The organism is Methylobacterium gregans, from assembly GCF_022179245.1.
GTDB classification, from domain to species: domain Bacteria; phylum Pseudomonadota; class Alphaproteobacteria; order Rhizobiales; family Beijerinckiaceae; genus Methylobacterium; species Methylobacterium gregans.
In genome coordinates this window covers 1-25237 of the sequence record NZ_BPQM01000099.1, presented here as the reverse complement: position 1 = coordinate 25237, position 25237 = coordinate 1, and the positions used below count along the sequence as shown (strand labels likewise).

The 25237-nt window shown below is 74.4% G+C and carries 22 protein-coding genes; 16 read left to right on the top strand and 6 right to left on the bottom strand.

Going from position 1 to position 25237, the window contains the following annotated elements; all coding sequences use genetic code 11:
• The 6 genes from MFF54_RS18980 to MFF54_RS18955 form a co-directional block, all read right to left on the bottom strand.
• Positions 1-204 (bottom strand): tryptophan-rich sensory protein (locus MFF54_RS18980; protein ID WP_238304378.1); only part of this gene is annotated, 204 nt, incomplete at its 3' end.
• Entirely contained in the window at positions 201-1418 is a 1218-nt protein-coding gene (locus MFF54_RS18975) for a geranylgeranyl diphosphate reductase (protein WP_238304377.1), read from the bottom strand. The genes MFF54_RS18980 and MFF54_RS18975, both read right to left, overlap by 4 nt.
• A gap of 2 nt (positions 1419-1420) precedes the next feature.
• The gene (locus MFF54_RS18970; protein ID WP_238304376.1) at positions 1421-2773 is read right to left on the bottom strand and encodes a BCD family MFS transporter; all 1353 of its coding nucleotides are present in this window, start codon (positions 2771-2773) and stop codon (positions 1421-1423) included.
• Entirely contained in the window at positions 2773-3657 is an 885-nt protein-coding gene (chlG, locus tag MFF54_RS18965) for a chlorophyll synthase ChlG (RefSeq protein ID WP_238304375.1), read from the bottom strand. Before chlG ends, MFF54_RS18970 begins: the two co-directional genes overlap by 1 nt.
• 205 nt (positions 3658-3862) lie before the next feature.
• Entirely contained in the window at positions 3863-5308 is a 1446-nt protein-coding gene (gene ppsR / locus MFF54_RS18960) for a transcriptional regulator PpsR (RefSeq protein ID WP_238304374.1), read from the bottom strand.
• A gap of 40 nt (positions 5309-5348) precedes the next feature.
• Positions 5349-6191, bottom strand: a complete 843-nt coding sequence (locus MFF54_RS18955; protein WP_238304373.1) for a cobalamin B12-binding domain-containing protein — start codon at positions 6189-6191, stop codon at positions 5349-5351.
• A 475-nt stretch (positions 6192-6666) separates the two neighbouring features.
• Here MFF54_RS18955 and bchF point away from each other — a divergent pair, with 475 nt between their 5' ends.
• The 16 genes from bchF to MFF54_RS18875 form a co-directional block, all read left to right on the top strand.
• Positions 6667-7146, top strand: a complete 480-nt coding sequence (gene bchF, locus MFF54_RS18950; RefSeq protein ID WP_238304381.1) for a 2-vinyl bacteriochlorophyllide hydratase — start codon at positions 6667-6669, stop codon at positions 7144-7146.
• Positions 7143-8405: a ferredoxin:protochlorophyllide reductase (ATP-dependent) subunit N gene (locus tag MFF54_RS18945; protein ID WP_238304372.1), complete on the top strand. Its 1263-nt coding sequence runs from the start codon at positions 7143-7145 to the stop codon at positions 8403-8405. Before bchF ends, MFF54_RS18945 begins: the two co-directional genes overlap by 4 nt.
• A gap of 1 nt (position 8406) precedes the next feature.
• Complete coding sequence (bchB, locus tag MFF54_RS18940; protein ID WP_238304371.1) at positions 8407-10005, top strand: ferredoxin:protochlorophyllide reductase (ATP-dependent) subunit B; 1599 nt, start codon at positions 8407-8409, stop codon at positions 10003-10005.
• Complete coding sequence (locus tag MFF54_RS18935; RefSeq protein WP_238304370.1) at positions 9980-13732, top strand: magnesium chelatase subunit H; 3753 nt, start codon at positions 9980-9982, stop codon at positions 13730-13732. Before bchB ends, MFF54_RS18935 begins: the two co-directional genes overlap by 26 nt.
• Positions 13729-14619, top strand: coding sequence for a ferredoxin:protochlorophyllide reductase (ATP-dependent) iron-sulfur ATP-binding protein (gene bchL, locus MFF54_RS18930; RefSeq protein WP_238304369.1), 891 nt, complete (start codon positions 13729-13731; stop codon positions 14617-14619). The genes MFF54_RS18935 and bchL overlap by 4 nt, the downstream gene beginning before the upstream one ends.
• Positions 14619-15527 carry a magnesium protoporphyrin IX methyltransferase gene (gene bchM / locus MFF54_RS18925; protein ID WP_238304368.1) on the top strand — a complete coding sequence of 303 codons (909 nt, stop codon included), beginning with the start codon at positions 14619-14621 and terminating at the stop codon, positions 15525-15527. The genes bchL and bchM overlap by 1 nt, the downstream gene beginning before the upstream one ends.
• A complete protein-coding gene (locus MFF54_RS18920; protein ID WP_238304367.1) occupies positions 15524-16960 on the top strand; it encodes a BCD family MFS transporter in 1437 nt (478 codons plus the stop codon). Before bchM ends, MFF54_RS18920 begins: the two co-directional genes overlap by 4 nt.
• Before the next feature lie 18 nt (positions 16961-16978).
• The gene (gene puhA / locus MFF54_RS18915) at positions 16979-17773 is read left to right on the top strand and encodes a photosynthetic reaction center subunit H (RefSeq protein ID WP_238304366.1); all 795 of its coding nucleotides are present in this window, start codon (positions 16979-16981) and stop codon (positions 17771-17773) included.
• A complete protein-coding gene (gene puhB / locus MFF54_RS18910; RefSeq protein ID WP_238304365.1) occupies positions 17770-18459 on the top strand; it encodes a photosynthetic complex putative assembly protein PuhB in 690 nt (229 codons plus the stop codon). The genes puhA and puhB overlap by 4 nt, the downstream gene beginning before the upstream one ends.
• A 5-nt stretch (positions 18460-18464) precedes the next feature.
• Positions 18465-18929 (top strand): photosynthetic complex assembly protein PuhC, encoded by a 465-nt coding sequence (gene puhC, locus MFF54_RS18905; RefSeq protein WP_238304364.1) that lies wholly within the window; start codon positions 18465-18467, stop codon positions 18927-18929.
• Positions 18926-19222 carry an O2-dependent cyclase accessory protein gene (locus MFF54_RS18900; protein ID WP_238304363.1) on the top strand — a complete coding sequence of 99 codons (297 nt, stop codon included), beginning with the start codon at positions 18926-18928 and terminating at the stop codon, positions 19220-19222. Before puhC ends, MFF54_RS18900 begins: the two co-directional genes overlap by 4 nt.
• Entirely contained in the window at positions 19219-20292 is a 1074-nt protein-coding gene (gene acsF / locus MFF54_RS18895; RefSeq protein ID WP_238304362.1) for a magnesium-protoporphyrin IX monomethyl ester (oxidative) cyclase, read from the top strand. Before MFF54_RS18900 ends, acsF begins: the two co-directional genes overlap by 4 nt.
• Position 20293: 1 nt before the next feature.
• Entirely contained in the window at positions 20294-21085 is a 792-nt protein-coding gene (gene puhE, locus MFF54_RS18890) for a putative photosynthetic complex assembly protein PuhE (RefSeq protein ID WP_238304361.1), read from the top strand.
• A 47-nt stretch (positions 21086-21132) separates the two neighbouring features.
• On the top strand, positions 21133-22350 hold the full coding sequence (gene hemA / locus MFF54_RS18885) for a 5-aminolevulinate synthase (RefSeq protein WP_238304360.1): 1218 nt from the start codon (positions 21133-21135) through the stop codon (positions 22348-22350).
• Positions 22351-22411: 61 nt separating this feature from the next.
• Positions 22412-23515 (top strand): magnesium chelatase ATPase subunit I, encoded by a 1104-nt coding sequence (bchI, locus tag MFF54_RS18880; protein ID WP_283206295.1) that lies wholly within the window; start codon positions 22412-22414, stop codon positions 23513-23515.
• Between the two features lie 89 nt (positions 23516-23604).
• On the top strand, positions 23605-25237 hold a 1633-nt coding region (locus MFF54_RS18875; RefSeq protein WP_373321199.1), incomplete at its 3' end, for a hypothetical protein.

Sequence of the window (25237 nt, the reverse complement as noted above, 5' to 3'; positions counted from 1 at the left end):
CGCGAGCCCCGCCACGGCCCAGCCGAGCGCCGCGGCGCCCGCCGCGAGCGCCAGGATCGTCGCCCAGATCGGCCCGAAGGCCCAGTCCGGCGGCTTCCAGGCCGGCTGGCGCAGGGCGCGGTACCACGCGTCGGTGCGCGTCGCGAGGCCCCCCGCGAACCCGACCAGAAGGGCGGCGGCGCCGGCCACCAGCACCGCGCTCACGGTGAGACCCAGCGGAACAGGTGGGCGAGGTCCTTCAGGAAGATCCGCACATGCGCCACGGGCTTCTTCCGAACGAGCTCCTTGTTCATGTAGGCGTCCCAGGTGAGCTGCTGCACATCCGCGTCGCGACAGATCGAGACGAAGCGCTCCCGCAGGGGATCGTTGCGGTACCAGACCGCCTGCATCAGCCGCAGGATCCAGAAGACGCGCCCGTGCAGGCGCATGAAGCGGGCCCGCGCGGTCTTGAGGGCGCGCACGTCCCCCGTGACGAGGAAGGCCTGGGCCGCCTCGGCGGCCAGCCGGCCGCCGAGCATCGCGTAGTAGATGCCCTCGCCGGAGGCCGGCGCGACGATGCCGGCCGCGTCCCCGGTGAGCAGGACGTCGCGTCCGTTGTCCCAGCGCCGCAGCGGCTTCAGGGGCAGCGGCGCGCCCTCGCGGCGCACGGTGGCGCCCTGCGCGAGCCCGGATTCGGCGAGCAGCGTCCGCACCGCGCCGCGCAGCGAGAAGCCCTTGCGGGCGCTGCCCGTGCCGACGCTGATCGTGTCGCCGTGCGGGAAGATCCAGGCGTAGAAGTCCGGCGAGAGCCGGCCCTGGTAGTAGACGTCGCAGCGCGTCGGCTCGGTGTCGGCAGCCGTGGTGGCGGGATCGGGCCGGCGCACGATCTCGTGGTAGGCGAAGACTTGGCGCATCGCGGCGTGGCCCGGCACCTCGGCCCGACCGACCGCCGAGCTCGCCCCGTCGGCGCCGACGATGAGGCGCGCCCGCACCACGGCCTCGGCCCCCGCGCAATCGCGAAAATGCACCGTGGCGAGGCCCGGCGCCTCACGGGTGATGCGGGTGAAGGTGGCGTCGCGCCGCTCGGCCCCGGCGGCCCGAGCCCGCTCCCTGAGCCAGGGGTCGAAATGCTCGCGGTCGACCATGCCGACGAAGCCCTCGCCGACCGGCATGTCGACCTGTTTCCCCGAGGGCGCCACCATGCGGGCCGAGCGGATGCGGGCGACGAGGAGGTGATCGGGGATCGCGAAGTCTCGGATCAGCCGGGGCGGGATCGCGCCGCCGCAGGGCTTGATGCGCCCCGCCCGGTCGAGGAGCAGCACCCGCCGGCCCGCCCGGGCGAGATCCGTCGCCGCGGTCGCGCCGGCCGGCCCGCCGCCCACCACCACGACGTCGAAGGTCTCAAGGGTGGCGGGCAGGGCGGAGGCGGGCGCGGGCATGGCTATCTCGCTTCGAATCCGGAACCGAGGGAGAGGCGCGCCACGCCCGCAAGCGCGTTCTCGCGGCGAGGGGCGGACGCCGCCGAGGGGGCGGCGAGCCGCAGGGCAATGACGGCCGAGAGCCCGAACAGGACGGCCTCGGCCGTGAAGACAGCCGCGTAGGCGCGGGCCGGCTCGTCGACGACGAGCCGCGCGAGGTCGACGCAGAGCGTGCCGAGGAAGCCGCCCGCGCCGAAGGCCACGCCCTGCGCCGCGCCCCAGACGCCCATGCGGGTGCCGCGCTCGGCCGGATCGCCCGCGCCGGCGAGCCCCATCATCGTGCCGATCGCCGCGACCGCGTAGACGCCGTTGGCGACGCCCAGCGCGAAGACCGCGCCGCGCAGGGGGAAGCCCGGTCCGGCCGAGGCCGCCGCCGCGATGGCGAGCAGCGACAGCCCGGAGCCGAGGCAGCCTGCCACGGTCCAGAGCCGCAGCGAGCCGAGGACCGGCCCGCCGATCCCGGCGGTGACCGCGGCGACCCCCAGCATGCCGAGGAGCACGCCGCCGTGCTGCAGCCCGGAGAGCTTCGTGGTGGCGCCCGGCGTCATCGCGAAGGCGAGGCCCGCATAGGGCTCCAGGATCAGCTCCTGGGCGCTGTAGGCCAGCATCGAGACGAAGATGAAGAGCGTGAAGCGGCGCGCCTCCGGCTCGGCCAGGACGCGGGCGAGCACGTGGCCGAAGGGGGCCTTCTGGACGGCGGCAGCCGGCGCGACGCCGCGCCGCTCGACGCCCGCGACCGCGAGGCAGGCCACCGCGAAGGCCAGCACCGAGACCGTGCCGGAGACCGCCATCAGCCGCGCCCCGGAGAACGGGTCGAGGAAGTGGCCGGCGAGCGGCGCGGTGACCGCGAAGCCCGCGATCATCATCACCCAGACGATCGTGGCCGCCGCCCCGCGCCGCGCCTCCGCGACGCCGCTCGACAGGAGCACGAGGAGCGAGGTGCCGGCCGCGCCCGCGCCCATGCCGACCGTGAGGAACGCGAGGACCGCCAGCGCGAGGCCCGCCGCGAGGTGGCTCGCCGCGAGCGCCGTGGCGCAGGCGGTGCCGAAGCCGCCGAGGCAGAGAGCGGCCATGCCGCCGACGATCCAGGGCGTGCGCCGCCCGTGCCGGTCGGAGCCGTAGCCCCAGCGCGGGCGCAAGCACTGCACGCCGTAGTGCAGGCCGAGCAGCAAGCCCGGCACCAGGGCGGGCAGCGCCAGCTCCACCACCATCACCCGGTTGATCGTCGAGGTGATCAGCACCACGACGGCGCCGAGCGCGGTCTGGACGAGACCGAGGCGGACGATCTGGGTCCAGGAAAATCCAGGGGCGGCCATCACGCGCCCCCCTGCAGGAGCGGGCGCAGCGCCAGCGCCGCGGCCAGCATGCCGAGCACGTAGAGGGTGGTGCCGGTGCCATTGTACCACGCGGCCCGCCCGCGCGGATCGGCGAGGAAGCGCACCATCAGGGCAGCCTGCCCGGCGAGCAGCGCCGCCACGAGAACCGCGTACCAGGGCCGGTCCCAGGCGGCGAGCAGCGCGACCACCGCGACCTGCGGCAGCGCCATCACCCAGCAGGCGAGGCGGGCGGCGCGCGCCGGTCCCAGTTGCACGGGCAGCGAGGCGATGCCGGTGCGCCGGTCGCCCGCGACCGACTTGAAGTCGTTGAGCGTCATGATGCCGTGCGCGCCCACCGAGTAGAGCAGGGCGAGCGCCAGCACGCGCCGGTCGGGCAGGGCGGCGGCCATCACGGCGGCGCCGGTGAACCAGGGCAGGCCCTCGTAGCAGAGCGCCACGGCGGCGTTGCCCCACCAGCCGTTGCGCTTCAGCCGCACGGGGGGCGCCGAGTAGATCCAGGCCAGGATCAGCCCGAAGGCCGCCGCCGCCAGGATCCAGGGCCCGAGCGCCGCCGCGACCGCCAGCGAGAGCGCCGTCCAGGCGGCGGCGAGCCAGAGCCCCCAGCGCCCCGGCACCCGCCCCGAGGGGATCGGCCGGCCGGGCTCGTTGATGGCGTCGACCTCGCGGTCGAACCAGTCGTTGGCGGCCTGGCTGGTGGCGCAGACGAGGGGGCCGGCGAGCAGCACACCCGCCGCGATCACCGGCCACTGCCCGGCGGCCGGCACGCCCGACGAGACCACGCCGCAGGCGAAGGCCCACATCGGCGCGAACCACGTGAGCGGTTTGAGAAGCTCGACGACTGCGCTCGGAGCTGGCGTGGCCATGAGGGAAGGCTAGGTTCGGGACGGGCGAGGTGTCAAGTTGAATTTACACTGCGGCTTGCAACCGCGACGCCGTGGCGCCTGCTGCAGCGCACGAATACTTCGGGATTAGACCGCGGATTGTATGCTGAATTCCGTATTCACGGCGCCCGAACCGGCGCGCGCCGCCCCCGCCGGGGCAGCCCGCCCGAACCCCGCCGAACCCCGCTCAGGCCTCGTCCGGCCCGTCGAGGTCGCCGATGCCGTAGCGGCGCATCTTGGCGTAGAGGCCCTGGCGGCTGAGGCCGAGCATCTCGGCGGCCGAGGCGCGGTTGTCGCGGGTGATGCGCAAGGCCGCCTCGATGCAGAGCTTCTCGATCAGGTCGGTGGTCTCGCGCACCAGGGTCTTCATCGAGACGCGGCCGACGAGCTCGGTCATCTGCTCGACCGAGCGGGGCAGGGCGGTGCCGACGGGCGAGGCGGCCCGGCGCGGGCCGGCGCGGAAGGAGAAGCCGAGGCAGCCCTGGCCCGGCACCGCGACGGCCGCCACCTCGACATCCTCCACCGAGCCGTACTGGCCGCGCAGCACCGTGCTGAAGCGGCGCACCGAGCCGTGGTCGCGCAGGGTCGCGAAGAGCGCCTGCGCCTCGGTCTCGTCGTGGCCGAGCCAAGCGTCCAGGGGCTGGCCGCGGGCCTGCTCCTCGGTGGCGAGCTGGGAGAGTTCCAGGAAGGCGGTGTTGGCGGCGAGCACCCGGCGCCCGGCATCCGTGACGACGAAGCCCTCCGGCATGGCGCGCAGCACCTCGGCCGCGTGGGCGGCGAGCCCCTGGGCCGCCTCGCCCTCCGCCGGCACCGCAAGGCGCAGCAGCACGCTGGTGGCGCTCTCGCCCCGGAACAGGGAGGCCGAGACCGTGGTGGCCCCGCGCCCGTGGGCGAGCCGGGCCGGGATGTCGGCGGCCTCGCCCGCGACCCGCAGGGTGGCGAACAGGGTCTCGACCGCCCGCGCGCTGCCGGCCTCGAACAGGTCGACCGCGTCGAGCCCGGCAAGGCGCTTCGGCTGCCGACCGAACAGGCGGGCGGCGGCCGGGTTCACCTCGGCGATCCGGCGGGTGCCGGCATCGACCACCAGCACCGGCTCACCCGTGAGCTGGAACAGCAGCCGGTAGCGGGTCTCGGCGGCGCGCTGGCGGTCGTAGTCGCGCTCCAGCGCCTGCTGGGCCTCGGCCAGCCGGTGCTGCAGGGCCGCCACTGCCCGCAGGTTGCGCCCGACCAGGATCACCGGCCCGCCCGCCTTCGGCCGCAGGGCCGCGTAGCGCACCGGCAGGTCGGGCCCCTCGGGGCTCGGATGGTTCACCTGGCGCCAGCGGGTCACCGCGTCGGCCCGCGCCTCGCGCAGAAGGGCCTCGACCTTCGGGCGGCTCTCGACCGTGACGGTGTCGCTGAAGGGCCGGCCGCGCCAGGCCGCCACGGTGCCGGGCCCCGGATCCTCGCCCCCGGAGGCCGCCTCGCGGATCACCCCGTCGGCGTCCACAACCAGGGAGAGGTCGCTGCCCGCCGCGACGATGAGCCCCGCCGCCTCGCCGTCGAGGAGGCCGGCCGGAAGCGGCAGGGCCGCGACGGGCACGGGCTGGGGCGCGTGCGGGGCAGGACGGGCAGGTGCGCTCACGGTCACCACGGCTGATGGGCACCATGTCTGATGGGCCGGAAGGGTCCTTTCAACAGGCTCGCGCCCGCATTTCAAGCAAGGATTCGGCAAGAGCCGGCGCGGCCGCGGCCGCGCACAGGCCGGCATCGGCCCCGGCGGCGGCGGCGCACTCGGGGTGACGTGCCACGTAGGCGCCGCCGACGAGGACCCGCAACTCCGGGTTGCAGGACGCGGACCGCAGGGTGGCGATCGCCGGCGCGAGCGCCGGCGCGTTCACGTCGCAGGCCAGCGTCAGGCCGACGACGTCGTGGAAATCCCGGGCGAGGGTGGCCGCGCCCGCGCCCGCCTCGGCGGTCTCGACCGCCCAGCCCGCCTCGCGGAAGGCGCTCGCCACGAGGGCGAGCCCGAAGAGGTGGGTCTCGCCGGGGCAGGGCAGGAGCAGCACGCTGCGCCCGCGCAGGGGCGGCTCGCCCTCCAGGCGCGCGCAGAGCATCCGGGCGACGGCCTGGAGCCGGCCGAGCCCCGCCGTCACCGCCAGGAAATCGCAGGCATCCTCCTCCCAGAGCGCGCCGAGATGGCGCGCGGCCGGGGCGAGCAGGTCGCCGAGCAGGCTCTCCAGCGGGAGCCCCCGGGCGAGCAGCACCTCCACGGCGGGCCGGGGGTCGTCACCCTCCGCGCGCGGGGGCGCGAGGAGCAGGTCGGCGAAGCGGGCGACCTCGTCGGGGCTCGGCCGCCGCACCGCCCGCGGAGGCGCGGGCAGGGGCTCGGCGTGGACCAGCATCAGGCGCGGCAGGATCTCGCCCTCGATGAGCCGGGCCAGGGCGCCGGGGCGGTCGAGGCGCGCGCGGACCCCGGAGAACCGCTCGTCGCCCGGCGACGCCTCCAGCACGGTGCAGCCGAACGGGTCGCCCAAGGACAGATCGCTAGGGGACAGATCGCTCTGGGTCGGATGCCGGCGGAAACACCGTGCCTCGCTCATCAGCGGCCTCCCTGATCGCGCATCGAACGGACCGCTCGGGCGGCTGGGCGTCTCGTCGGGTTACCCGCGGCTCAACCGTCAGGAGCAGCGGGATCCGCCCGGCTGGCGGGCGTTCCGGGAAAGGCGCGGGGCCGGCCTCGCGGCGGACGGTGCCCGGGGCCGGGCCTCCGTGGTGGCGTGCTCCCCACGGGAGTCTTGTTCTGCGGCCGCGCGAAGCGGTCGAAGCCTGACGATACCCCGATCCGGCCGCCTGGCAATGGTCTAACTTAAAAAAAGATGCGGCTTTTAGGCGGCCATCACTGTCACAATGCGATTACGTAAAGCTAGCTTGACACCCGTGAGAGCGGGGGCCTAGGCTCATCCCGTTCGGACCCCTCGACGGGTCCGGAGGCGGACAGGGGTGGACGCGATGGGTCCAAGCCGGCCGACGACACCGCTCTACACGCGGGACGAGCGCCTGCGCCGGGACAGGACGCCCTGGACGCTGGTGCAGGGGGTGCTGGCCCCGCTCCAGTTCGGGGTCTTCCTCGTGAGCCTCGTCCTGGTGCTGCGCACGCTGGCCACGGGCGAGGGCCTGTGGGCCGCCAACCTCTCGGTCGTGGTCAAGACGGGCGTCCTCTACGCCATCATGGTCACCGGCTCGATCTGGGAGAAGGCGGTGTTCGGGCGCTACCTGTTCGCCCCGGCCTTCTTCTGGGAGGACGCGGTGAGCATGCTGGTTCTGGCGCTGCACACCGCCTACCTCGCCGGGCTCGTCGGCGGCTGGCTGGCGCCGGAGCCGCTCCTCGGCCTCGCGCTCGCCGCCTACGCCGCCTACGTGGTCAACGCGGCCCAGTTCCTGCTGAAGCTGCGCGCGGCGCGGCTCGAGATCGCGGGAGGCCGGCCGTGAATGCGCCCGTCCGCCCGGAGAGCTGCGGCATCGACTTTGCGCGCGAGCGCGGCCAGCGGGCGGTGTTCTGCGGCCTCACCGGTATCGTCTGGCTGCACCGCAAGATCCAGGACGCCTTCTTCCTCGTGGTCGGCTCGCGCACCTGCGCGCACCTGATCCAGTCGGCGGCCGGCGTGATGATCTTCGCCGAGCCGCGCTTCGCCACCGCGATCCTCGACGAGCGCGATCTCGCCGGCCTCGCCGACGCCGAGGACGAGCTCGACCGGGTGGTCGAGCGGCTGATCGCCCGGCGACCCGACATCCGGCTGCTGTTCCTCGTCGGCTCCTGCCCGTCCGAGGTGATCAAGCTGGATCTGAGCCGGGCGGCCCTGCGCCTCTCGCGCCGCCTCGCGCCCGTGCGGGTGCTGAGCTACTCGGGGTCGGGCATCGAGACCACCTTCACGGAGGGCGAGGATGCCTGCCTCGCCGCCCTGGTGCCGGAGTTGGCCGAGGCCGCTCCGGGCGAGGCCGGGCTCTTGGTCGCGGGCGCGCTCGGCGACGTGGTCGAGGACCAGTTCGGGCGCCTCTTCGCCGATCTCGGCATCCCGGTCCGCTTCCTGCCGGGGCGCAGCGCCGGGGCGATGCCCGCGCTCGCCCCCGGCCAGCCCTTCCTGCTGGCCCAGCCGTTCCTGGCCGGCACCGCCCGGGCGCTGGAGGCGCGCGGCCTGCGCCACCTCCCGGCCCCGTTCCCGCTCGGCGAGGCCGGCACCACCGGCTGGCTCAGGGCGGCGGCCGACGCCTTCGGGGTCTCTTCCGAGCACTTCGAGGCCGTGACCGCACCGGGCCGGCGCCGGGCCGCGACGGCGCTCGCGCCCCACCGGGCGCGCCTTGCCGGCCGCCGGGTGTTCTTCTTCCCCGATTCCCAGCTCGAAGTGCCGCTCGCCCGCTTCCTGTCGGGCGAACTCGGCGCCGCGATCGTCGAGGTCGGCACGCCCTACCTGCACCGGGGTCATCTGGCCCACGAGATCGCGGCGCTCCCCGCGGGCACCCGCGTGGTCGAGGGCCAGAGCCTCGACGACCAGATGGACCGGGCCCGCGTGGCGCGGCCCGATCTCACGGTCTGCGGGCTGGGGCTCGCCAACCCGCTCGAGGCGGAGGGGCTGGCCACCAAGTGGTCGATCGAGCTCCTGTTCACCCCCGTCCAGGGCTACGAGCAGGCGGGCGACCTCGCCGAACTGTTCGCCCGCCCCTTAAGGCGGCGCGAGCGGCTGGAGGTCTAGGATGCAGCTCACGCTCTGGACCTACGAGGGACCGCCCCATATCGGCGCGATGCGGGTCGCCACCGCGATGCGCGGCCTGCACTACGTGCTGCACGCGCCCCAGGGCGACACATACGCCGACCTGCTCTTCACCATGATCGAGCGGCGGGACCGGCGCCCGCCCGTGACCTACACCACCTTCCGGGCCGAGGATCTCGGGCGCGACACCGCCGCCCTGTTCAAACAGGCGGTGGCCGACGCCTACGACCGCTTCCGGCCGGAGGCGATCATCGTCGGCGCCTCCTGCACCGCCGAGCTGATCCAGGACGATCCGGGCGGCCTCGCCCGGGCGCTGGACCTGCCGGTACCGGTGATCGGGCTGGAGCTGCCCGCCTACCAGAAGAAGGAGAACTGGGGCGCCTCCGAGACCCTCTACCGCCTCGTGCGGGCGCTCTCGGGCGCGCGGCGGGAGCGTGCGGCGGACCGGCGGCTCTGCAACATCCTGGGCCCGACCGCGCTCGGTTTTCGCCATCGCGACGACCTCGTGGAGGTGCGGCGCATCCTCGACGCCCTCGGGCTCCGGGTGAACGTGGTGGCGCCGCTGGGTGCGAGCCCCGCCGATCTCGGCCGCCTGCCTGACGCCGCCTTCAACGTGGTGCTCTACCCGGAGATCGGGCGGGCGGCGGCGCAGTACCTGGAGCGGGCGCTGGGCCAGCCCTTCTGCGAGATCCCGCCGATCGGCGTCGGCGCCACCAAGGATTTCATCGCCGCCGTGGCGGCACTCGCCGGTGTCGATTCGGCCCCGGCCCTCGACGCGCCCGATTCGCGCCTGCCCTGGTACGCCCGCTCGGTCGATTCGACCTACCTCACCGACAAGCGCGTCTTCGTCTTCGGCGACGCCGCCCACGCGGTGGCTCTGGCCCGGGTCGCGGCCCGGGAGATCGGGTTCCGGGTGGTCGGGCTCGGCACCTACGAGCGCGGGTTCGCCCGCGAGGTGCGGGCGGCGGCACGAGACCACGGGATCGAGGCGCTCGTCGCCGACGACTATCTCGACGTCGAGGCGGCGATCCAGGCGGCCGCGCCCGACCTCGTGCTCGGCACCCAGATGGAGCGCCACGTCGCCAAGCGGCTCGGCATCCCCTGCGCGGTGATCTCGGCTCCGGCCCACGTGCAGGATTATCCGGCCCGGCACGCGCCCCTGATGGGGTTCGAGGGCGCCAACGTCCTGTTCGACACCCTCGTCCACCCGCTGATGATGGGTCTGGAGGAGCACCTGCTGGGGCTATTCCGCGAGGACCGCGAGTTCCACGCCGACGCGGCGCCGTCGCATCTGGGGAGCCATGCCGTGGCGCACCGGCCTCAGGGAGAGGGGGCGCGTTCCGGTTCGAGCCCCCAGGCGGAGACCGTCGTCGCCTCCCCCTCAGAGGGGGGAGGGAAGGCCGCGGCGACGGCCACCACGTCGAGCATCTGGGCCCCCGACGCCGAGCGCGAACTGAAAAAGATCCCCTTCTTCGTCCGCGGCAAGGCGCGGACCAACACGGAAACCTTCGCCCGGGAGCGGGCGATCCCACTCATCACCCTCGAGACCCTGTACGATGCCAAGGCGCATTTCAGCCGATAGCGCGGCGGATGCCGGCCGGCGGCCGGGCATCCGCGTCGTGATCGTCACGCTCGACAACCATCTGGCGAGCGCGGTCGAGCGCGCGCGCCTGCGCCTCAGGGCCGAGATGCCGGGACTGGAGCTGACCTTCCACGCGGCGGCCGAGTGGGAGACCGACCCGGCCGGGATCGCGCGCGCCGAGGCCGACATCGCGCAGGCCGACATCGTGCTCAGCGCGATGCTGTTCCTCGACGAGCACGTGCGGGCGATCCTCCCCGCGCTCAACGCCCGCCGCCCGCACTGCGACGCGATGGTGGGCTGCCTCTCGGCCGCCGAGATCGTGCGCACGACGAAGCTCGACCGCTTCGACATGAGCGGCACGAAGCGCAGCGCGCTGGATTTCCTGAAGCGCCTGCGCGGCAAGCCGGGCGCCGAGGGCAACGCCGCCCGCCAGATGGCGCTGGTGCGCAAGCTCCCGAAGATCCTGCGCTTCATCCCGGGCTCGGCCCAGGACGTGCGGGCCTATTTCCTCACCCTGCAGTACTGGCTCGCGGGCTCCGAGGCGAACGTCGCGGCCCTCGTCCGCTTCCTCGTGCAGCGCTACGCCGCCGGCCCCCGCGCCGGCTGGCGGGACCTCGCCCCGGCGCCCGCGCCCCGCGACTACCCCGAGACCGGGCTCTACCACCCGCGCCTGGCGCAGCGGATCACCGAGGACCCGGCCGCGCTGCCGCGCCAAGTGGGCGCCCGCGGCCGCGTCGGCCTCTTGCTGATGCGCTCCTACGTGCTGGCCGGGAACACCGCCCATTACGACGGGGTGATCGCGGCGCTGGAGGCCCGCGGTCTCGACGTGGTGCCGGCCTTCGCGGCGGGGCTCGACAACCGCCCGGCGGTGGAGGCCTTCTTCAAGCGGGGCGGGCGGCCCACGATCGACGCGCTGGTCTCGCTCACAGGCTTCTCGCTCGTCGGCGGTCCGGCCTACAACGACGCGGCGGCGGCGGAGGCGACGCTCGCCCGCCTCGACGTGCCCTACCTCGCCGCCCAGGCGCTGGAGTTCCAGACGATCGAGCAGTGGGAGGCCGGCGCGCGCGGCCTCTCGCCGGTCGAGGCCACCATGATGGTGGCGATCCCCGAACTCGACGGCGCCACCGCGCCGATGGTGTTCGGCGGCCGCTCCGCGGCGTCGGGCGCCGACAACGCCCGCGACATGCGGGTGCATCCGGAGCGCGCCGCCCGGCTCGCCGAGCGCGTCGCCCGGCTCGTCGCCCTGCGGCGTCGGCCGAAGGCGGAGCGCAAGCTCGGGATCGTGCTGTTCAACTTCCCGCCGAACGCGGGCGCCACCGGCTCGGCCGCCTTCCTGTCGGTCTACGCCTCGCTCCTCAACACGCTCACGGCGCTGCGGGCGGACGGCTACGACGTCGAGATCCCCGAGAGCGCCGACGCCCTGAGACAAGAAATTCTCGGCGGGAACGCGGAGCGCTACGGCACCCCGGCCAACGTCCACGCCCGCATCACGGCCGACGACCACGTCGCCCGCGAGCCGCACCTCACCGAGATCGAGGCGCAGTGGGGGCCCGCCCCCGGCCGCCACCAGAGCGACGGCCGCGCGATCCTCGTCCTCGGGGCGCGGTTCGGCAACGTCTTCGTCGGGGTGCAGCCGGCCTTCGGCTACGAGGGCGACCCGATGCGGCTGCTGTTCGAGCAGGGCTTCGCGCCGACCCACGCCTTCTCCGCCTTCTACCGCTGGCTGCGCGAGGATTTCGGCGCCGACGCGCTGCTGCATTTCGGCACGCACGGGGCGCTCGAATTCATGCCCGGCAAGCAGACCGGGCTCACGGCCGCCTGCTGGCCCGAGCGGCTGATCGGCGCCACGCCCAACATCTACCTCTACGCCGCCAACAACCCCTCGGAGGGCACGCTCGCCAAGCGCCGCGCGGCCGCCACGCTGGTGAGCTACCTGACGCCGAGCCTCGCGGCGGCCGGGCTCTACCGCGGCCTCGTGGACCTGCGCGCCGCCCTGGAGCGCTGGCGCGCCCTGCCGCCGGAATCCGCCCACGAGCGGGCATCGCTCGCCGCGGTGATCCAGGCCCAGGGCGCGGCCCTCGACCTCGTCCCGGCCGAGCCCGCCTGGGCCGGCGACCCGGCCCGCGGGGGCGCCTACGCCCCCGTCGAGGCCCTGCGCGGCGCGCTCGACGAGCTGGAGCAGACCCTGATCCCGCACGGCCTGCACGTGCTGGGCGAGGGTTTTTGCGAGGCCGAGCGCGTCGATCTCCTGGCCGCCCTGGCGGAAGCCTCGCACGGGCTCAAACCCGAGCGGGCGGCGCTCGCCGCACTCGCGGCCGGGGAGGGGACGGAGGCCGCGCTGGCCCGCGCGGGCCTCGCCCCGAGCGAGACCCTGCGCGCCGCCTTCGCGGATCTGGCCGCGCTGAACCGCCAGCTCGCCACCTCCGAGGAGATGACCGGGCTGCTCCGCGCCCTGGACGGCCGCTTCGTCGCGCCCGTCCCGGGCGGCGACCTCCTGCGCAACCCGGCGATCCTGCCCACGGGCCGCAACCTCCACGGCTTCGATCCCTGCCGCCTGCCCTCCGCCTTCGCGGTGGCCGACGGCGCCGCCCAGGTCGCCCGCGTGCTCGCCCGCCACCGGGCGGACGGGCAGCCCTGGCCCGAGAGCGTCGCGCTGGTGCTCTGGGGCACCGACAACCTGAAGAGCGAGGGCGGCCCGATCGCGCAGGCGCTCGCCCTCGTCGGCGCCGCGCCCCGTTTCGACGGCTACGGACGGCTCGCCGGCGCGACGCTGATCCCTCTGGCGCAGCTCGGCCGCCCGCGCATCGACGCGGTGGTCACGCTCTCGGGCATTTTTCGCGACCTCCTGCCCTTGCAGACGAAGCTCCTGGCGGAAGCGAGCTGGCTCGCGGCAACTGCCGACGAGCCCATCGAAAAAAACTTCGTGCGCAAGCACGCGCTGGCGATCCAGGCCGAGCAGGGCTGCGACCTCGAGACGGCGGCGCTCCGCGTCTTCTCGAACGCGGAGGGGGCCTACGGCGCCAACGTCAACCAGCTGGTCGAGTCCGGCCGCTGGGACGACGAGGCCGAGCTGACCGAGGCGTTCAGCCGCCGCAAGAGCTTCGCGTACGGCCGCTCGGGGCGCCCGGCGCCGCAGCGCGCCCTGATGCAGGCGGTGCTGGCCCGGGTCGATCTCGCCTACCAGAACCTCGACTCGGTCGAGCTCGGGGTGACCTCCGTCGACCACTATTTCGACGGGCTCGGCGGCGTCGGGCGGGCGGTGGCCCGCGCGAAAGGCGCGACCGTACCGATCTACATCAGTGACCAGACCCGCGGGGAGGGCCGCGTGCGCTCGCTCACCGAGCAGGTGGCGCTGGAGACGCGCACCCGCATGCTCAACCCGAAATGGTACGAGGGCCTCCTCGGCCACGGCTATGAGGGCGTGCGCCAGATCGAAGCGACGCTCACCAACACGGTCGGCTGGTCGGCCACCGCGAACGCGGTCCAGCCCTGGATCTACCAGCGCATCACCGAGACCTTCGTGCTCGACGACGCGATGCGCGCCCGCCTCTCCGAGCTTAACCCCACCGCCTCGGCCCGCGTCGCGAGCCGCCTGATCGAGGCCCACCGCCGCGGCTTCTGGACGCCGGACCCGGCCACCCGCGACGCGCTGGCGCGCGCCGAGGAGGAGCTGGAGGACCGGCTGGAGGGGGTCTTCGAGGGCGCCACACCGGGAGTCGCCGCATGAACATCGCGATCCGCAACCCCGTCGCGCGGCGGGAGGAGGGCAGCGTCCAGGTGGCGCTCGACCCGAACCTCAGGATCGAGGGCGCCAAGGTCTTCGCCGTCTACGGCAAGGGCGGCATCGGCAAGTCCACCACCTCCTCGAACCTCTCGGTGGCGTTCTCGAAGCTGGGAAAACGGGTGCTCCAGATCGGCTGCGACCCGAAGCACGACTCGACCTTCACGCTGACGAAGCGCCTCGCCCCCACCGTCATCGACGCGCTGGAGGCGGTGAACTTCCACTCCGAGGAGCTGCGCCCCGAGGATTTCGTGGTGCCGGGCTACAACGGCGTGATGTGCGTCGAGGCCGGGGGGCCGCCCGCCGGCACCGGCTGCGGCGGCTACGTGGTCGGCCAGACCGTGAAGCTCCTGAAGGAGCATCACCTGCTCGAAGACACCGACGTGGTGGTCTTCGACGTGCTGGGCGACGTGGTCTGCGGCGGCTTCGCCTCGCCGCTCCAGCACGCCGACCGCGGGCTGATCGTGACCGCCAACGACTTCGACTCGATCTTCGCGATGAACCGGATCGTCGCGGCGATCCAGGCCAAGGCGAAGAACTACGGGGTGCGCATCGGCGGCGTCATCGCCAACCGCTCGGCGGGCACGGACGAGATCGACCGCTTCAACGCGGCCACCGGCTTGGCGAGGCTGGCGCACTTCCCCGACCTCGACGTGGTGCGCCGCTCGCGCCTCAAGAAGGCGACGCTGTTCGAGATGGAGGAGACGCCGGAACTGCGCGCGGTCACCGACGAGTACATGCGGCTGGCCGAGGCGCTCTGGGCCGGGGTCGAGCCCTGTGCGGCGGCGCCGATGAAGGACCGCGACCTCTTCGAGTTCCTGGGGTTCGACTGATGGCCGGCACCACCTACGACGCCCGCCGGGGCGAGCTGACCACCTATTTCGACCGCACGGCGGCCGACGCCTGGGCCCGGCTGACCTCGGATGCCCCGGTGAGCCGGATCCGCGCCACGGTGCGGGCGGGCCGCGACGCCATGCGGGACAACCTGCTGGACTGGCTGCCTGCCGACCTCACCGGCGCCCGTCTGCTCGATGCCGGCTGCGGCACCGGCGCGCTCGCCGTGGCGGCGGCGCGCCGCGGCGCCGCGGTGGTGGCGGTCGACGTCTCGCCGACGCTGGTCGGCCTCGCCCGCGAGCGCCTGCCGGAGATCCCCGGCCCCGGCCGCATCGACTTCCGGGTCGGCGACATGCTGGATCCCGCGCTCGGGCGCTTCGACCACGTCGTGGCGATGGATTCGCTGATCCACTACGGCGCCGCCGACATCGTGCGGGCGCTCGGGGCCCTGGCCGCCCGCACCGCGGGCTCGCTCCTCCTCACGGTGGCGCCGCGCACCGCCCTGCTGACGCTGATGCACGCGGCCGGAAAGCTCTTCCCGAAGGCCGACCGGGCGCCCGCCATCGTGCCGATCACCGAGCGGGCGCTGCGGCGGCGGATCGCCGGGGAGCCGGCGCTCGACGGGTTCACGCTCGCGCGCACGCGGCGGATCGACAGCGGTTTCTACCTCTCCAACGCGATCGCGCTGACGCGCGCTCTCCCTCCCCCCTCTGCGGGGGAGGGTACCCTGCGAAGCAGGGGGGGAGAGGGGAGCGACGATGCAGGGGAGGGCTCAGCCCTGTGTGAAGGCCTTGCCTCATCCAGCATCGTCGCTCCCCTCTCCCGACCCCTGCTAACGCAGGGGCCACCCTCCCCCGCAGAGGGGGGAGGGAGAGCGCGCGCGGGTTTCATGGGAGGAGGGCGATGAGCGCCCCCGCCCAAAGAATCACCCGCGCCCTGATGCGCCTGACCCCCGCGATCCTGCCCTTCGCGGATGCGGCAACGCCCGAGCTACCCCTCGGCCGCCTCCTGCGGCTCGCGCTGTTCCAGGTCACCGTCGGCATGGCCGCGGTGCTGCTCATCGGCACGCTCAACCGGGTGATGATCGTCGAGCTGAAGGTCCAGGCCTCCGTCGTCGCCGTGATGCTGGCGTTGCCCCTCGTCTTCGCGCCCTTGCGGGCGCTGGTCGGGTTCCGCTCGGACACGCACCGCTCGGTGCTGGGCTGGCGGCGGGTGCCCTACATCTGGTTCGGCACGCTGCTGCAGTTCGGCGGCCTCGCCATCATGCCCTTCGCCCTGCTGATCCTGTCGGGCGACACCACCGGCCCGCTCTGGGTCGGGGACGCGGCCGCCGCGCTCGCCTTCCTGCTGGTGGGTGCCGGGCTCCACACCGTCCAGACCGCCGGCCTCGCGCTCGCCACCGACCTCGCGCCGGCCGAGGCCCGCCCGCGGGTGGTGGCGCTCCTCTGCGCGGCGCTCGTCGCCGGCATGATGGTGAGCGCCGTGCTGTTCGGGCTCGTGCTCGCGACCTTCTCGCCCGTGCGGCTGATCCAGGTGATCCAGGGCGCGGCCCTCCTGACGATGGTGCTCAACGGCGTCGCCCTCTGGAAGCAGGAGCCGCGCGACCCCGCCCGCACGCGATCGCTCGCGCGCCCGGCCTTCGCGGAATCCTGGCGCGGCTACGCGGGGACCGGCCGGGCGCGGCGGCGGCTCGTGGCGATCGGGCTCGGCACGGCCGGGTTCTCGATGCAGGACGTGCTGCTCGAACCCTACGGGGGCGAGATCCTGCGCCTCTCGGTCGCCGCCACCACGGCGCTCACCGCGATCCTGGCGGCGGGCGGCGGAATCGGCCTCTGGCTCGCCGCGCGCTGGCTCGCCCGCGGGGGCGACCCGTTCCGCGTCGCGGCGGCCGGCTGCGGCATCGGCATCCTGGCCTTCTCGGCCGTCACCTTCGCGAGCCCGCTCGATTCGGCGCGGCTCTTCGGCACCGGCGTCGCGCTGATCGGGCTCGGCGGCGGGCTCTTCGCCCACGGCACGCTGACCGCCGCGATGAACGCGGCCGGCCCCGAGGGGACCGGCCTCGCGCTCGGCGCCTGGGGCGCCGCCCAGGCGAGCGCGGCCGGCCTCGCCATCGCGGCGGGCGGCCTCGTGCGGGACGCGGGGGGCGCGCTCGCCCGCTCCGGGGCGCTGGGCGCGGGGCTGGAGGGGCCGGCGAGCGGCTACCTCATCGTCTACCACCTCGAGATCGCGCTGCTCTTCGGCGCGCTCGTCGCCCTCGGGCCCCTGGTCCGCAGCCAGGACGCAGCCTCGGCACCCGGCCGGGACCGCCTCACCCAGAACCTTGCCGAACGACCCGCCTGAAGAGGGGAGGACGCCGCCATGTCGACCGCTCTGCCGAACGCCGTCCCGATCGGGGGACTGACCAGCTACCTCGATGTCGCGCAGGTGGTGCTCTACGCCTTCTGGTTCTTCTTCGCGGGTCTGGTCTTCTACCTGCGCCGTGAGGACCGGCGCGAGGGTTACCCGCTGGAGAACGAGGCGGTCGGCCGCCTCAAGGCGCCCGACCCGATCCTGATCCCGAGCCCGAAGGCGTTCCGCCTCACGAGCGGCCACACCCAGTGGGCGCCGCAGACCAACGTCGCCGTCGACACGGACGTGCCGGCCCGCAAGGTCGAGCCCTGGCCGGGCGCTCCCTACGAGCGCACCGACACCGCGCTGCGGGCCGGCGTCGGCCCCGGCTCCTGGGTCCCCCGCCACGACGAGCACGACCGCACCTGGGACGGGCAGTACCGCATCGTGCCCCTGCGGGTCGCCGACCATTTCGTGGTGCACGAGGACGGACCGAACCCGATCGGCCTCACGGTGGTGGGCGCCGACCGCCGGCTCGCGGGCGTGGTGGTCGATCTCTGGGTCGACCGGGGCGAGTCCTTCGTGCGCTACTACGAGGTGGAGTTGCCCGGGGGCGGCCGGCGGCTGATGCCCGTCACCTTCTGCCGCGGCCCGCTCTTCGGCCGCAACGTCACCACCGAGGCGCTCTTGGGGGAGCAGTTCGCCGACATCCCGACCACGAAGGACCCGGATTCCGTGACGCTGCTCGAGGAGGAGCGGATCATGGCCTATTTCGGCGCCGGCACGCTCTACGCCACGCCCGCCCGCGCGGAGCCGCTGCTGTGAGCGCGCATTGCGACTTCCTGCCCGAGGGCACGCCCCGGGGCCTGCCTGGGCCGCTCCCCGCGGGCGAGCGCATCCTCTGGCAGGGCGCGCCGACGACCCGCGGCCTCTGGCTGCGCGTCTTCCACGCCCCGCTCGCCGGGCTCTGGTTCGGGGCCTGCGGGATCGGCGTCGTCGCGCTCGCCGGAAACCCTGCGGGCACGGCGGCGGCGCTTGCCGGGGTGCTGGGGCTGGCGCTCGCCCTGCTCGGGGCCCTGGCCTTTGCGGCCCACCGCACCACGCTCTACACGGTGACGAACCGGCGCCTCGTGCTCCAGATCGGCATCGCGCTGCCCGTCACCTACAACCTGCCCTTCGGGCAGGTGGAGAGCGCGGATCTCCGCCTGTTCGGGGACGGCAGCGGGGACCTGCCGCTGCGGCTGAAACCCGCCGCCCGCATCGCCTACCTGCAGCTCTGGCCGCATGCCCGGCCCTGGCGGGTGACGCGGCCCGAGCCGATGCTGCGCAGCGTGCCGGAAGCGGCCACCGCCGCCGCGATCCTGGGCCGCGCGCTGACGGAGGCCCGCGCGGGCGCGGCGCCCGGCGACAGTCCGGCCCTCGCACCGGTGATCGTGGCGCGCCCCGGCCGGCATCCAATCGGACCTGCCGGTGACCGGGCCGCCCCCGGCCGCCTCGTCGCCGCGGAGTAGGGCGGATGCGCGCGCCACCCGCCCATTCCGAGATCCTGGGCTCCGGCCCGGGGCCTGTGCTCCTCGGGGCCGGCGGCCTCCTGGCCTTCGCGCTCCTCGCCGTGCTCGCCGGCCGGGGGCCGCCCGTGGCCGCGCCGCCCGAGGTCGAGACCCCGCCCGCCGCCGCGCTCGCCTTCCGGGCCGAGGACCGAGCGGACGGCTCGATCGCGCTGCGCGAGGCCGGCAGCGCCCGCGTCGTGGCGACCATCCGCCCCGGCGAGGACGGCTTCATCCGCGGCACGCTGCGCGGCCTCGCCCAGGCCCGCCAGCGCGAGGGGCTGGGACCTCAAGAGCCATTCCGCCTCGTGCGCTACCCCGACGGGCGCCTCGTGCTCGACGACGCGGCGACCGGCCGGCACGTCGCGCTCCAGGCCTTCGGCCCGACCAACGCCGCCGCCTTCGGGCGGATCCTAGAGGAGGCGCACCGATGAGCTGGCTCACCCGAACCGAGGTCGAGGTGCCCTGCACCGTCGAGATCGAGCAGACGCCCGAGAGCCTGCACGCCCACGTCACCCTGGAGGCCGGCTTCGAGATCGAGCCCGGCGACGCGGTGACGGTGCACGATTCCCCCGCTTCCGTGCCGTACGGCGAGCGCCTCGTCGTGCGCCGCTCCGCCACCGTCTCGCGCGCCTCGCGGCTGGAGCGCGCCTGGACCAAGCTGATCGCCCATCTCGAGCTGACCGAGCTCTACGAGGTGAGCTTTTCCGAGAGGAGGAGCCTGTGAACGCGCACGTCCATCCCGTCCCGAAGACTCCGGTCAACGCGTCCACCCGCTCCGCGCAGGAGACGACGTTCCTCAGCCCCCGCTTCTACACCACCGATTTCGCCGAGCTCGACCGCACCGACGTCGAGCCGGTGCGCGCCCAGTGGGACGTGCTGATTGCGGAACTGCGCTCCGACCCGAACAAGCGCCACTTCATCCGGAATGAAGAGTTCGACTGCGACCTCGCGCACATGGACCCGGAGCTGAGAAAGGAGTTCCTCGATTTCCTGGTCTCGTCGATCACCGCCGAGTTCTCGGGCTGCGTGCTCTACGCGGAGATGCGCAAGCGCGCCAAGAACAAGGACATCCGCGAGCTGTTCGGCTTCATGAGCCGGGACGAGGCCAGGCATGCCGGCTTCATCAACGACACGCTGAAGGACTTCGGCATCGGCGTGGACCTGGGCTTCCTGACCAAGACCAAGAAATACACGTTCTTCCGGCCGAAGTTCATCTTCTACGCGACGTATCTCTCCGAGAAGATCGGCTACGCGCGCTACATCACCATCTTCCGCCACCTGGAGCGACACCCGGACCGGCGCATCCACCCGATCTTCAAGTGGTTCGAGCTCTGGTGCAACGACGAGTTCCGCCACGGCGAGGCCTTCGCGCTCCTGATGCGCGCCAACCCCACGCTGACGAGCGGGCGCAACCGCCTCTGGATCCGCTTCTTCCTGCTCGCGGTCTTCGCCACGATGTACGTGCGCGACCATCACCGCCCCGCCTTCCACGCGGCGCTCGGCATCGACCCGACCGACTACGATTTCCGGGTCTTCCGCATCACCCAGGAGATCGCGCGCCAGACCTTCCCGGTGCTCCTCGACCTCGACGACCCGCGCTTCCGGGCAGGGCTCGACCGGCTGCTCGCCCGCGCGCAAGCCATCGACGCCGCGAAGGCGCGCGGCGGGCTGATGGGCCGGCTGGCGCAGGGCTGGCACGCGGCGCGCGCGGCCGCGACCTTCGGGCGGCTCTACATGCTGCCGGTTCGCGAGAACGCGATGCCCGCCGACATCCGCCTCGAACCGGTCTGGTAGCATGCTGGCGCTCGCGGTCCCGGTCGTGTTCGCGCTGGTCGCCTGGTGGTTCTCCACCGGGCTGATCCTGGCGCTGCAGCACCTGCCCCGGCGCAGCCACGCCTGGAGCCTGGGGGGCGCCACGCTGGTGCTGGCGGGCGCGCTCTGGACGATCGGCCGGTGCGCCGACGACGCCACGGAGGCGGGGGCCTATGCAGGGTTCGCGGGCGCGCTCGCGGTCTGGGGCTGGCAGGAGATGGCCTACTACATGGGCTTCGTCTCCGGTCCGCGCCCCGCCGCCTGCGCGCCGGGCCTGCGGGGGTTCGACCGGTTCCTGGCCGCGCTCGCCACCAGCCTCTGGCACGAATTCGCCATCCTGGCCGGGGGGTTGGCGATCCTCTGCCTGGTCTGGGGCGAGCCGAACCGGGTCGCGCTCTGGACCTACGCCGTGCTGGTGCTGATGAACGCCTCGGCCCGGCTCAACCTGTTCCTGGGGGTGCGCAACCTCCAGCTCGAATTCCTGCCCGCGCATCTCGGCTACCTCGCCTGCTACCTGCGCCAGCGCGCGATGAACGGGCTGTTCCCGCTCTCGGTCAGCCTCGGCACGGCGGCCGCCGTGCTGCTCGGGGCGGCGGCGCTCGGGGCCGAGACCGCGCAGGGCCGCACCGGGCTGGCGCTGGTGGCGACGCTCACCGCGCTCGCGGTGCTGGAGCACTGGTTCCTGATGCTGCCCCTGCCGGCGGCCGCGCTCTGGCGCTGGAGCCTGCCGCGGGAGGCCGCGCCGCGGCCCGGGGCGGCCGGGGAGGGGGCATGATGGCGAGACGGCAACCAACCAAGCAACCCGACGGGGAGAGCCGGCCCATGGACTACGAAGCCTTCTTCGGCGCCGAGATCGCGGGCCTGCGCGGCGAGGGCCGCTACCGCGTCTTCACCGAGCTGGAGCGGCGGGCCGGCGCCTTCCCGCGGGCGACCCACCACCACCCGGAGGGCACGCGCCCCGTCACGGTCTGGTGCTCGAACGACTACCTCGGCATGGGCCAGCACCCGGACGTGCTCGCCGCCATGCACGCCGCGATCGACCGCTGCGGCGCCGGCGCCGGGGGCACCCGCAACATCTCGGGCACCAACCACGCGCACGTGCTCCTGGAGGCCGAGCTCGCGGATCTCCACGGCAAGGAGGCCGCGCTCCTCTTCACCTCGGGCTACGTCTCGAACTGGGCGGCGCTCGGCACGCTGGCCTCGCGGCTGCCCCACTGCGCGGTGTTCTCGGATTCCGAGAACCACGCCTCGATGATCGAGGGCATCCGGGCCTCGCGCGCGGAGCGCCACATCTTCCGCCACAACGATCCGGCCGACCTCGACGCCAAGCTCCGCCTCGTCGATCCGGCCCGGCCGAAGATCGTGGCCTTCGAGTCGGTCTACTCGATGGACGGCGACATCGCGCCGATCGCGGAGATCTGCGACGTGGCGCAAGCCCACGGGGCACTCACCTATCTCGACGAGGTGCACGCGGTCGGCCTCTACGGGGCGCGAGGCGGCGGCATCTCCGAGCGCGACGGCCTCGCGGACCGGCTCGACGTGATCGAGGGGACGCTCGGCAAGGCCTTCGGCGTGCACGGCGGCTACATCACCGGCTCGGCCAAACTCTGCGACTTCGTGCGCAGCTTCAGTTCGGGCTTCATCTTCACCACCTCGCTGCCGCCGGCGGTCGCGGCGGGGGCGGCGGCCAGCATCCGCCACCTCAAGGCGAGCGGCGCCGAGCGCGCCCGCCATCAGGACCGGGTCGCCCGCACCCGCTCCGCCCTCGCCCGGGCCGGCATCCCGGTCCTGCCGAACGACAGCCACATCGTGCCGGTGATGGTCGGCGATCCCGTGCTCTGCAAGGCGATCTCCGACACGCTGCTCGACGAGTTCCGGATCTACGTGCAGCCGATCAACTACCCGACGGTGGCGCGCGGCACCGAGCGCCTGCGCATCACCCCCTCGCCGCTGCACACGGACGCCGACATCGCGCATCTGGTGGCGGCGCTGTCGATCGTGTGGGGGCGGATGGGCGTGGAGCGGCGCGCGGCGGAGTAGCGCGCGAACCCTCCCCCGTAGAGGGGGAGGGAGAGTTGGCGGTGAACCAGGAGCGACGCCCATGGACAGCGTGACCGCACGGCACCGGGACGGCGAGCCGGACACCGCCTTCGAGTCCGCTCCCGCGCCGGGGGCCCCGCCGCCTGCCCCCTCGCCCACCTTCCCGTTCTCGGCCATCGTCGGCCAGGACGCGATGCGCGAGGCGCTGCTGATCGCGGCGGTCGATCCCCTGATCGGCGGCGTGCTGGTGCTGGGCGACCGGGGCACGGGCAAGTCCACCGCGATCCGGGCCCTCGCCGCCCTGCTGCCGCCGATGCGCGCGGTCGCGGGCTGCCCCTACGCCTGCGATCCGGAGGCGCCGGCCGCCGCCTGCCCGCATTGCGCGCAGGGCACACCGCGCCGGGCGGAGACACGGGCCGTGCCGGTGGTGGACCTGCCGCTCGGCGCCACCGAGGACCGGGTCGTCGGCGCGCTCGATCTGGAGCGGGCGCTCACCCGCGGCGAGCGGGCCTTCGAGCCGGGACTGCTGGCCCGGGCCAACCGCGGCTTCCTCTACATCGACGAGGTGAACCTCTTGGAGGACCACCTCGTGGATCTCTTGCTCGACGTGGCGGCGTCGGGCGTCAACACGGTCGAGCGCGAGGGGCTGTCGCTGCGCCATCCGGCCCGCTTCGTCCTCGTCGGCTCCGGCAACCCGGAGGAGGGGGAGCTGCGCCCGCAGCTCCTCGACCGGTTCGGGCTGGCCTGCGAGGTGGCGACGCCCACCGACATCCCGACCCGGGTCGCGGTCGTGCGCGCCCGCGACGCCTTCGAGCGCGACCCGGTCGGCTTCCACGCCGCCCACGCCGCCGCCGAGCGCGGGACGCGCGAGAGGATCCTGGCGGCGCGCGCCCGGCTCGGCGCGGTCGCGGTGCCGGACGCCGCCCTGGAGCAGGCCGCCCGCCTCTGCCTCGCGCTGGGCACCGACGGGTTGCGCGGCGAGCTGACCCTGATGCGCGCCGCCCGCGCGCTCGCCGCCCTCGACGGCGCCGGAACGGTCGCCGACGCCCATCTGGCACGCGTCGCCCCCGCGGCGCTGCGCCATCGCCTGCGCCGCAACCCGCTGGACGAGGCCGGCTCGACCGCCCGGGTCGCGCGAGCGGTCGCCGAGGTGTTTTCGGTGTGAGCGCCCGCCCGCCACGGCCCGATGCACCTGCCCTGCCGGCGCAGGGGGCGTCCGGATGCGCGCCGGACCCGCACCCCGCCCCCTCTCCCGTGCGGGAGAGGGGACCTGCGCCCCATCCGGCGTCCGAAGCCGCAATCCGGACGGATGCGCGAGCCGCTTGGACCTCCGCCCTGCGGGTCGCCGCGCTGCTGGCCGCCGACCCGCACGGACTCGGCGGCGTCGTGGTGCGGGCGGGCGCCGGGCCGGCGCGGGAACGGTGGCTCGATACCCTGCGGGACGCGCTCGAAGCCCGTCAGGCCGCCCCCCGCCCCCTGCGCCGCCTGCCGCCGGGGACCGGCGACGACCGGCTGATCGGCGGGCTCGACCTGCCCGCCACCCTGGCGCTCGGCCGGCCGGTACTCGGGCGCGGCCTGCTGGCGGAGGCCGATGGCGGCGTGCTGGTGGTGCCGATGGCCGAGCGGATGAGCCCCGCCACAGCCGCCCGCCTCGCGGCCGCGCTCGACACCGGCACGGTAACGGTCGAGCGCGACGGGATCGGGGCCCGCCTCTCCGCCCGGATCGGGCTGGTCCTCCTCGACGAGGGGGCAGGGGACGAGACGGTGCCGGAGGGGCTGGCCGACCGCCTCGCCTTCCGGATCGACCTCGACGGGATCGGGCTGCGAGATCTGGGCGCGGGGGCGTCCCCCTCAGGCGATCGCGGTCCCGCATCCGGGGCGGACGGTCCGCACACTCTCCCGCCCCCCTCTGCGGACAGGACGGTCGCGTATGACGCCTCCCGCTTCGGCGCCGTCATCCCGGGGCCGCGAAGCGGAGGCCGGGATCCAGGGACACCGGAGCGTCAGGACGAGGAAGAGCGGTGTTCACGGATTCCGGGCTCGCCTGGGGCGCCCCGGAATGACGGTGGAGAGAACCAGATCGCCGGATGCGATCGTCCTGCCTCTGCGGGGAGCGGGAGCGCGGTGGCGGTCGGTGCGGGTGGCCAAGCACCGCCATGCGGCCGCGAAGGCGCGCCCGATCCCGTCACCGCCCTCTGCACCGCCGCCGCCGCGCTCGGCATCGCCTCGCCGCGCGGCCCGCTCCTCGCCCTGCGGGTCGCACACCGGATCGCCGGGACGGGCGCGGTGGACGCGGTGGCCCTGGCGGAGGCCGCCCAGCTCGTCCTCGCGCCGCGGGCGACCTGCCTGCCGGTCCCGGAGGCGCCAGCGGACGCGGCCGACACGCCCGAGGATCTGTCCGAGGACGGATCTGCGACCGAGCGCCCGCCGGAGGACGGGCCGGAGGACACATCCACCACCGGCGCCCCGCCGGAGGACGTCGTCCTGGCCGCCGCCCGCGCGGCGATCCCGCCGGACCTTCTCGCAAAACTCACGGGTGCCGCGCCCCGGGCGCCCGCCGCGCGGGCCGGGCGCTTCGGCGCGGGGGCGCCCGATCCTCGCCGGGGCCACCCGGCGGGCGCGCGGCCCGGCGATCCCCGCCGGGCCCGGCTCGACCTCGTGGCGACGCTCCGCGCCGCCGCCCCCTGGCAGCGCCTGAGGCCGGGCCCGCAGCCGATTCGCGTCCGGGAAGCGGACCTGCGCGTGCGCCGCCTCGTGCGGGCACCCGAGACCACCACGATCGTCTGCGTCGACGCCTCCGGCTCGGCCGCACGCGAGCGGCTGGCCGAGGCCAAGGGCGCCGTCGAGCTGATGCTGGCCGAGGCCTATGCCGCTCGCGTGCGGCCGA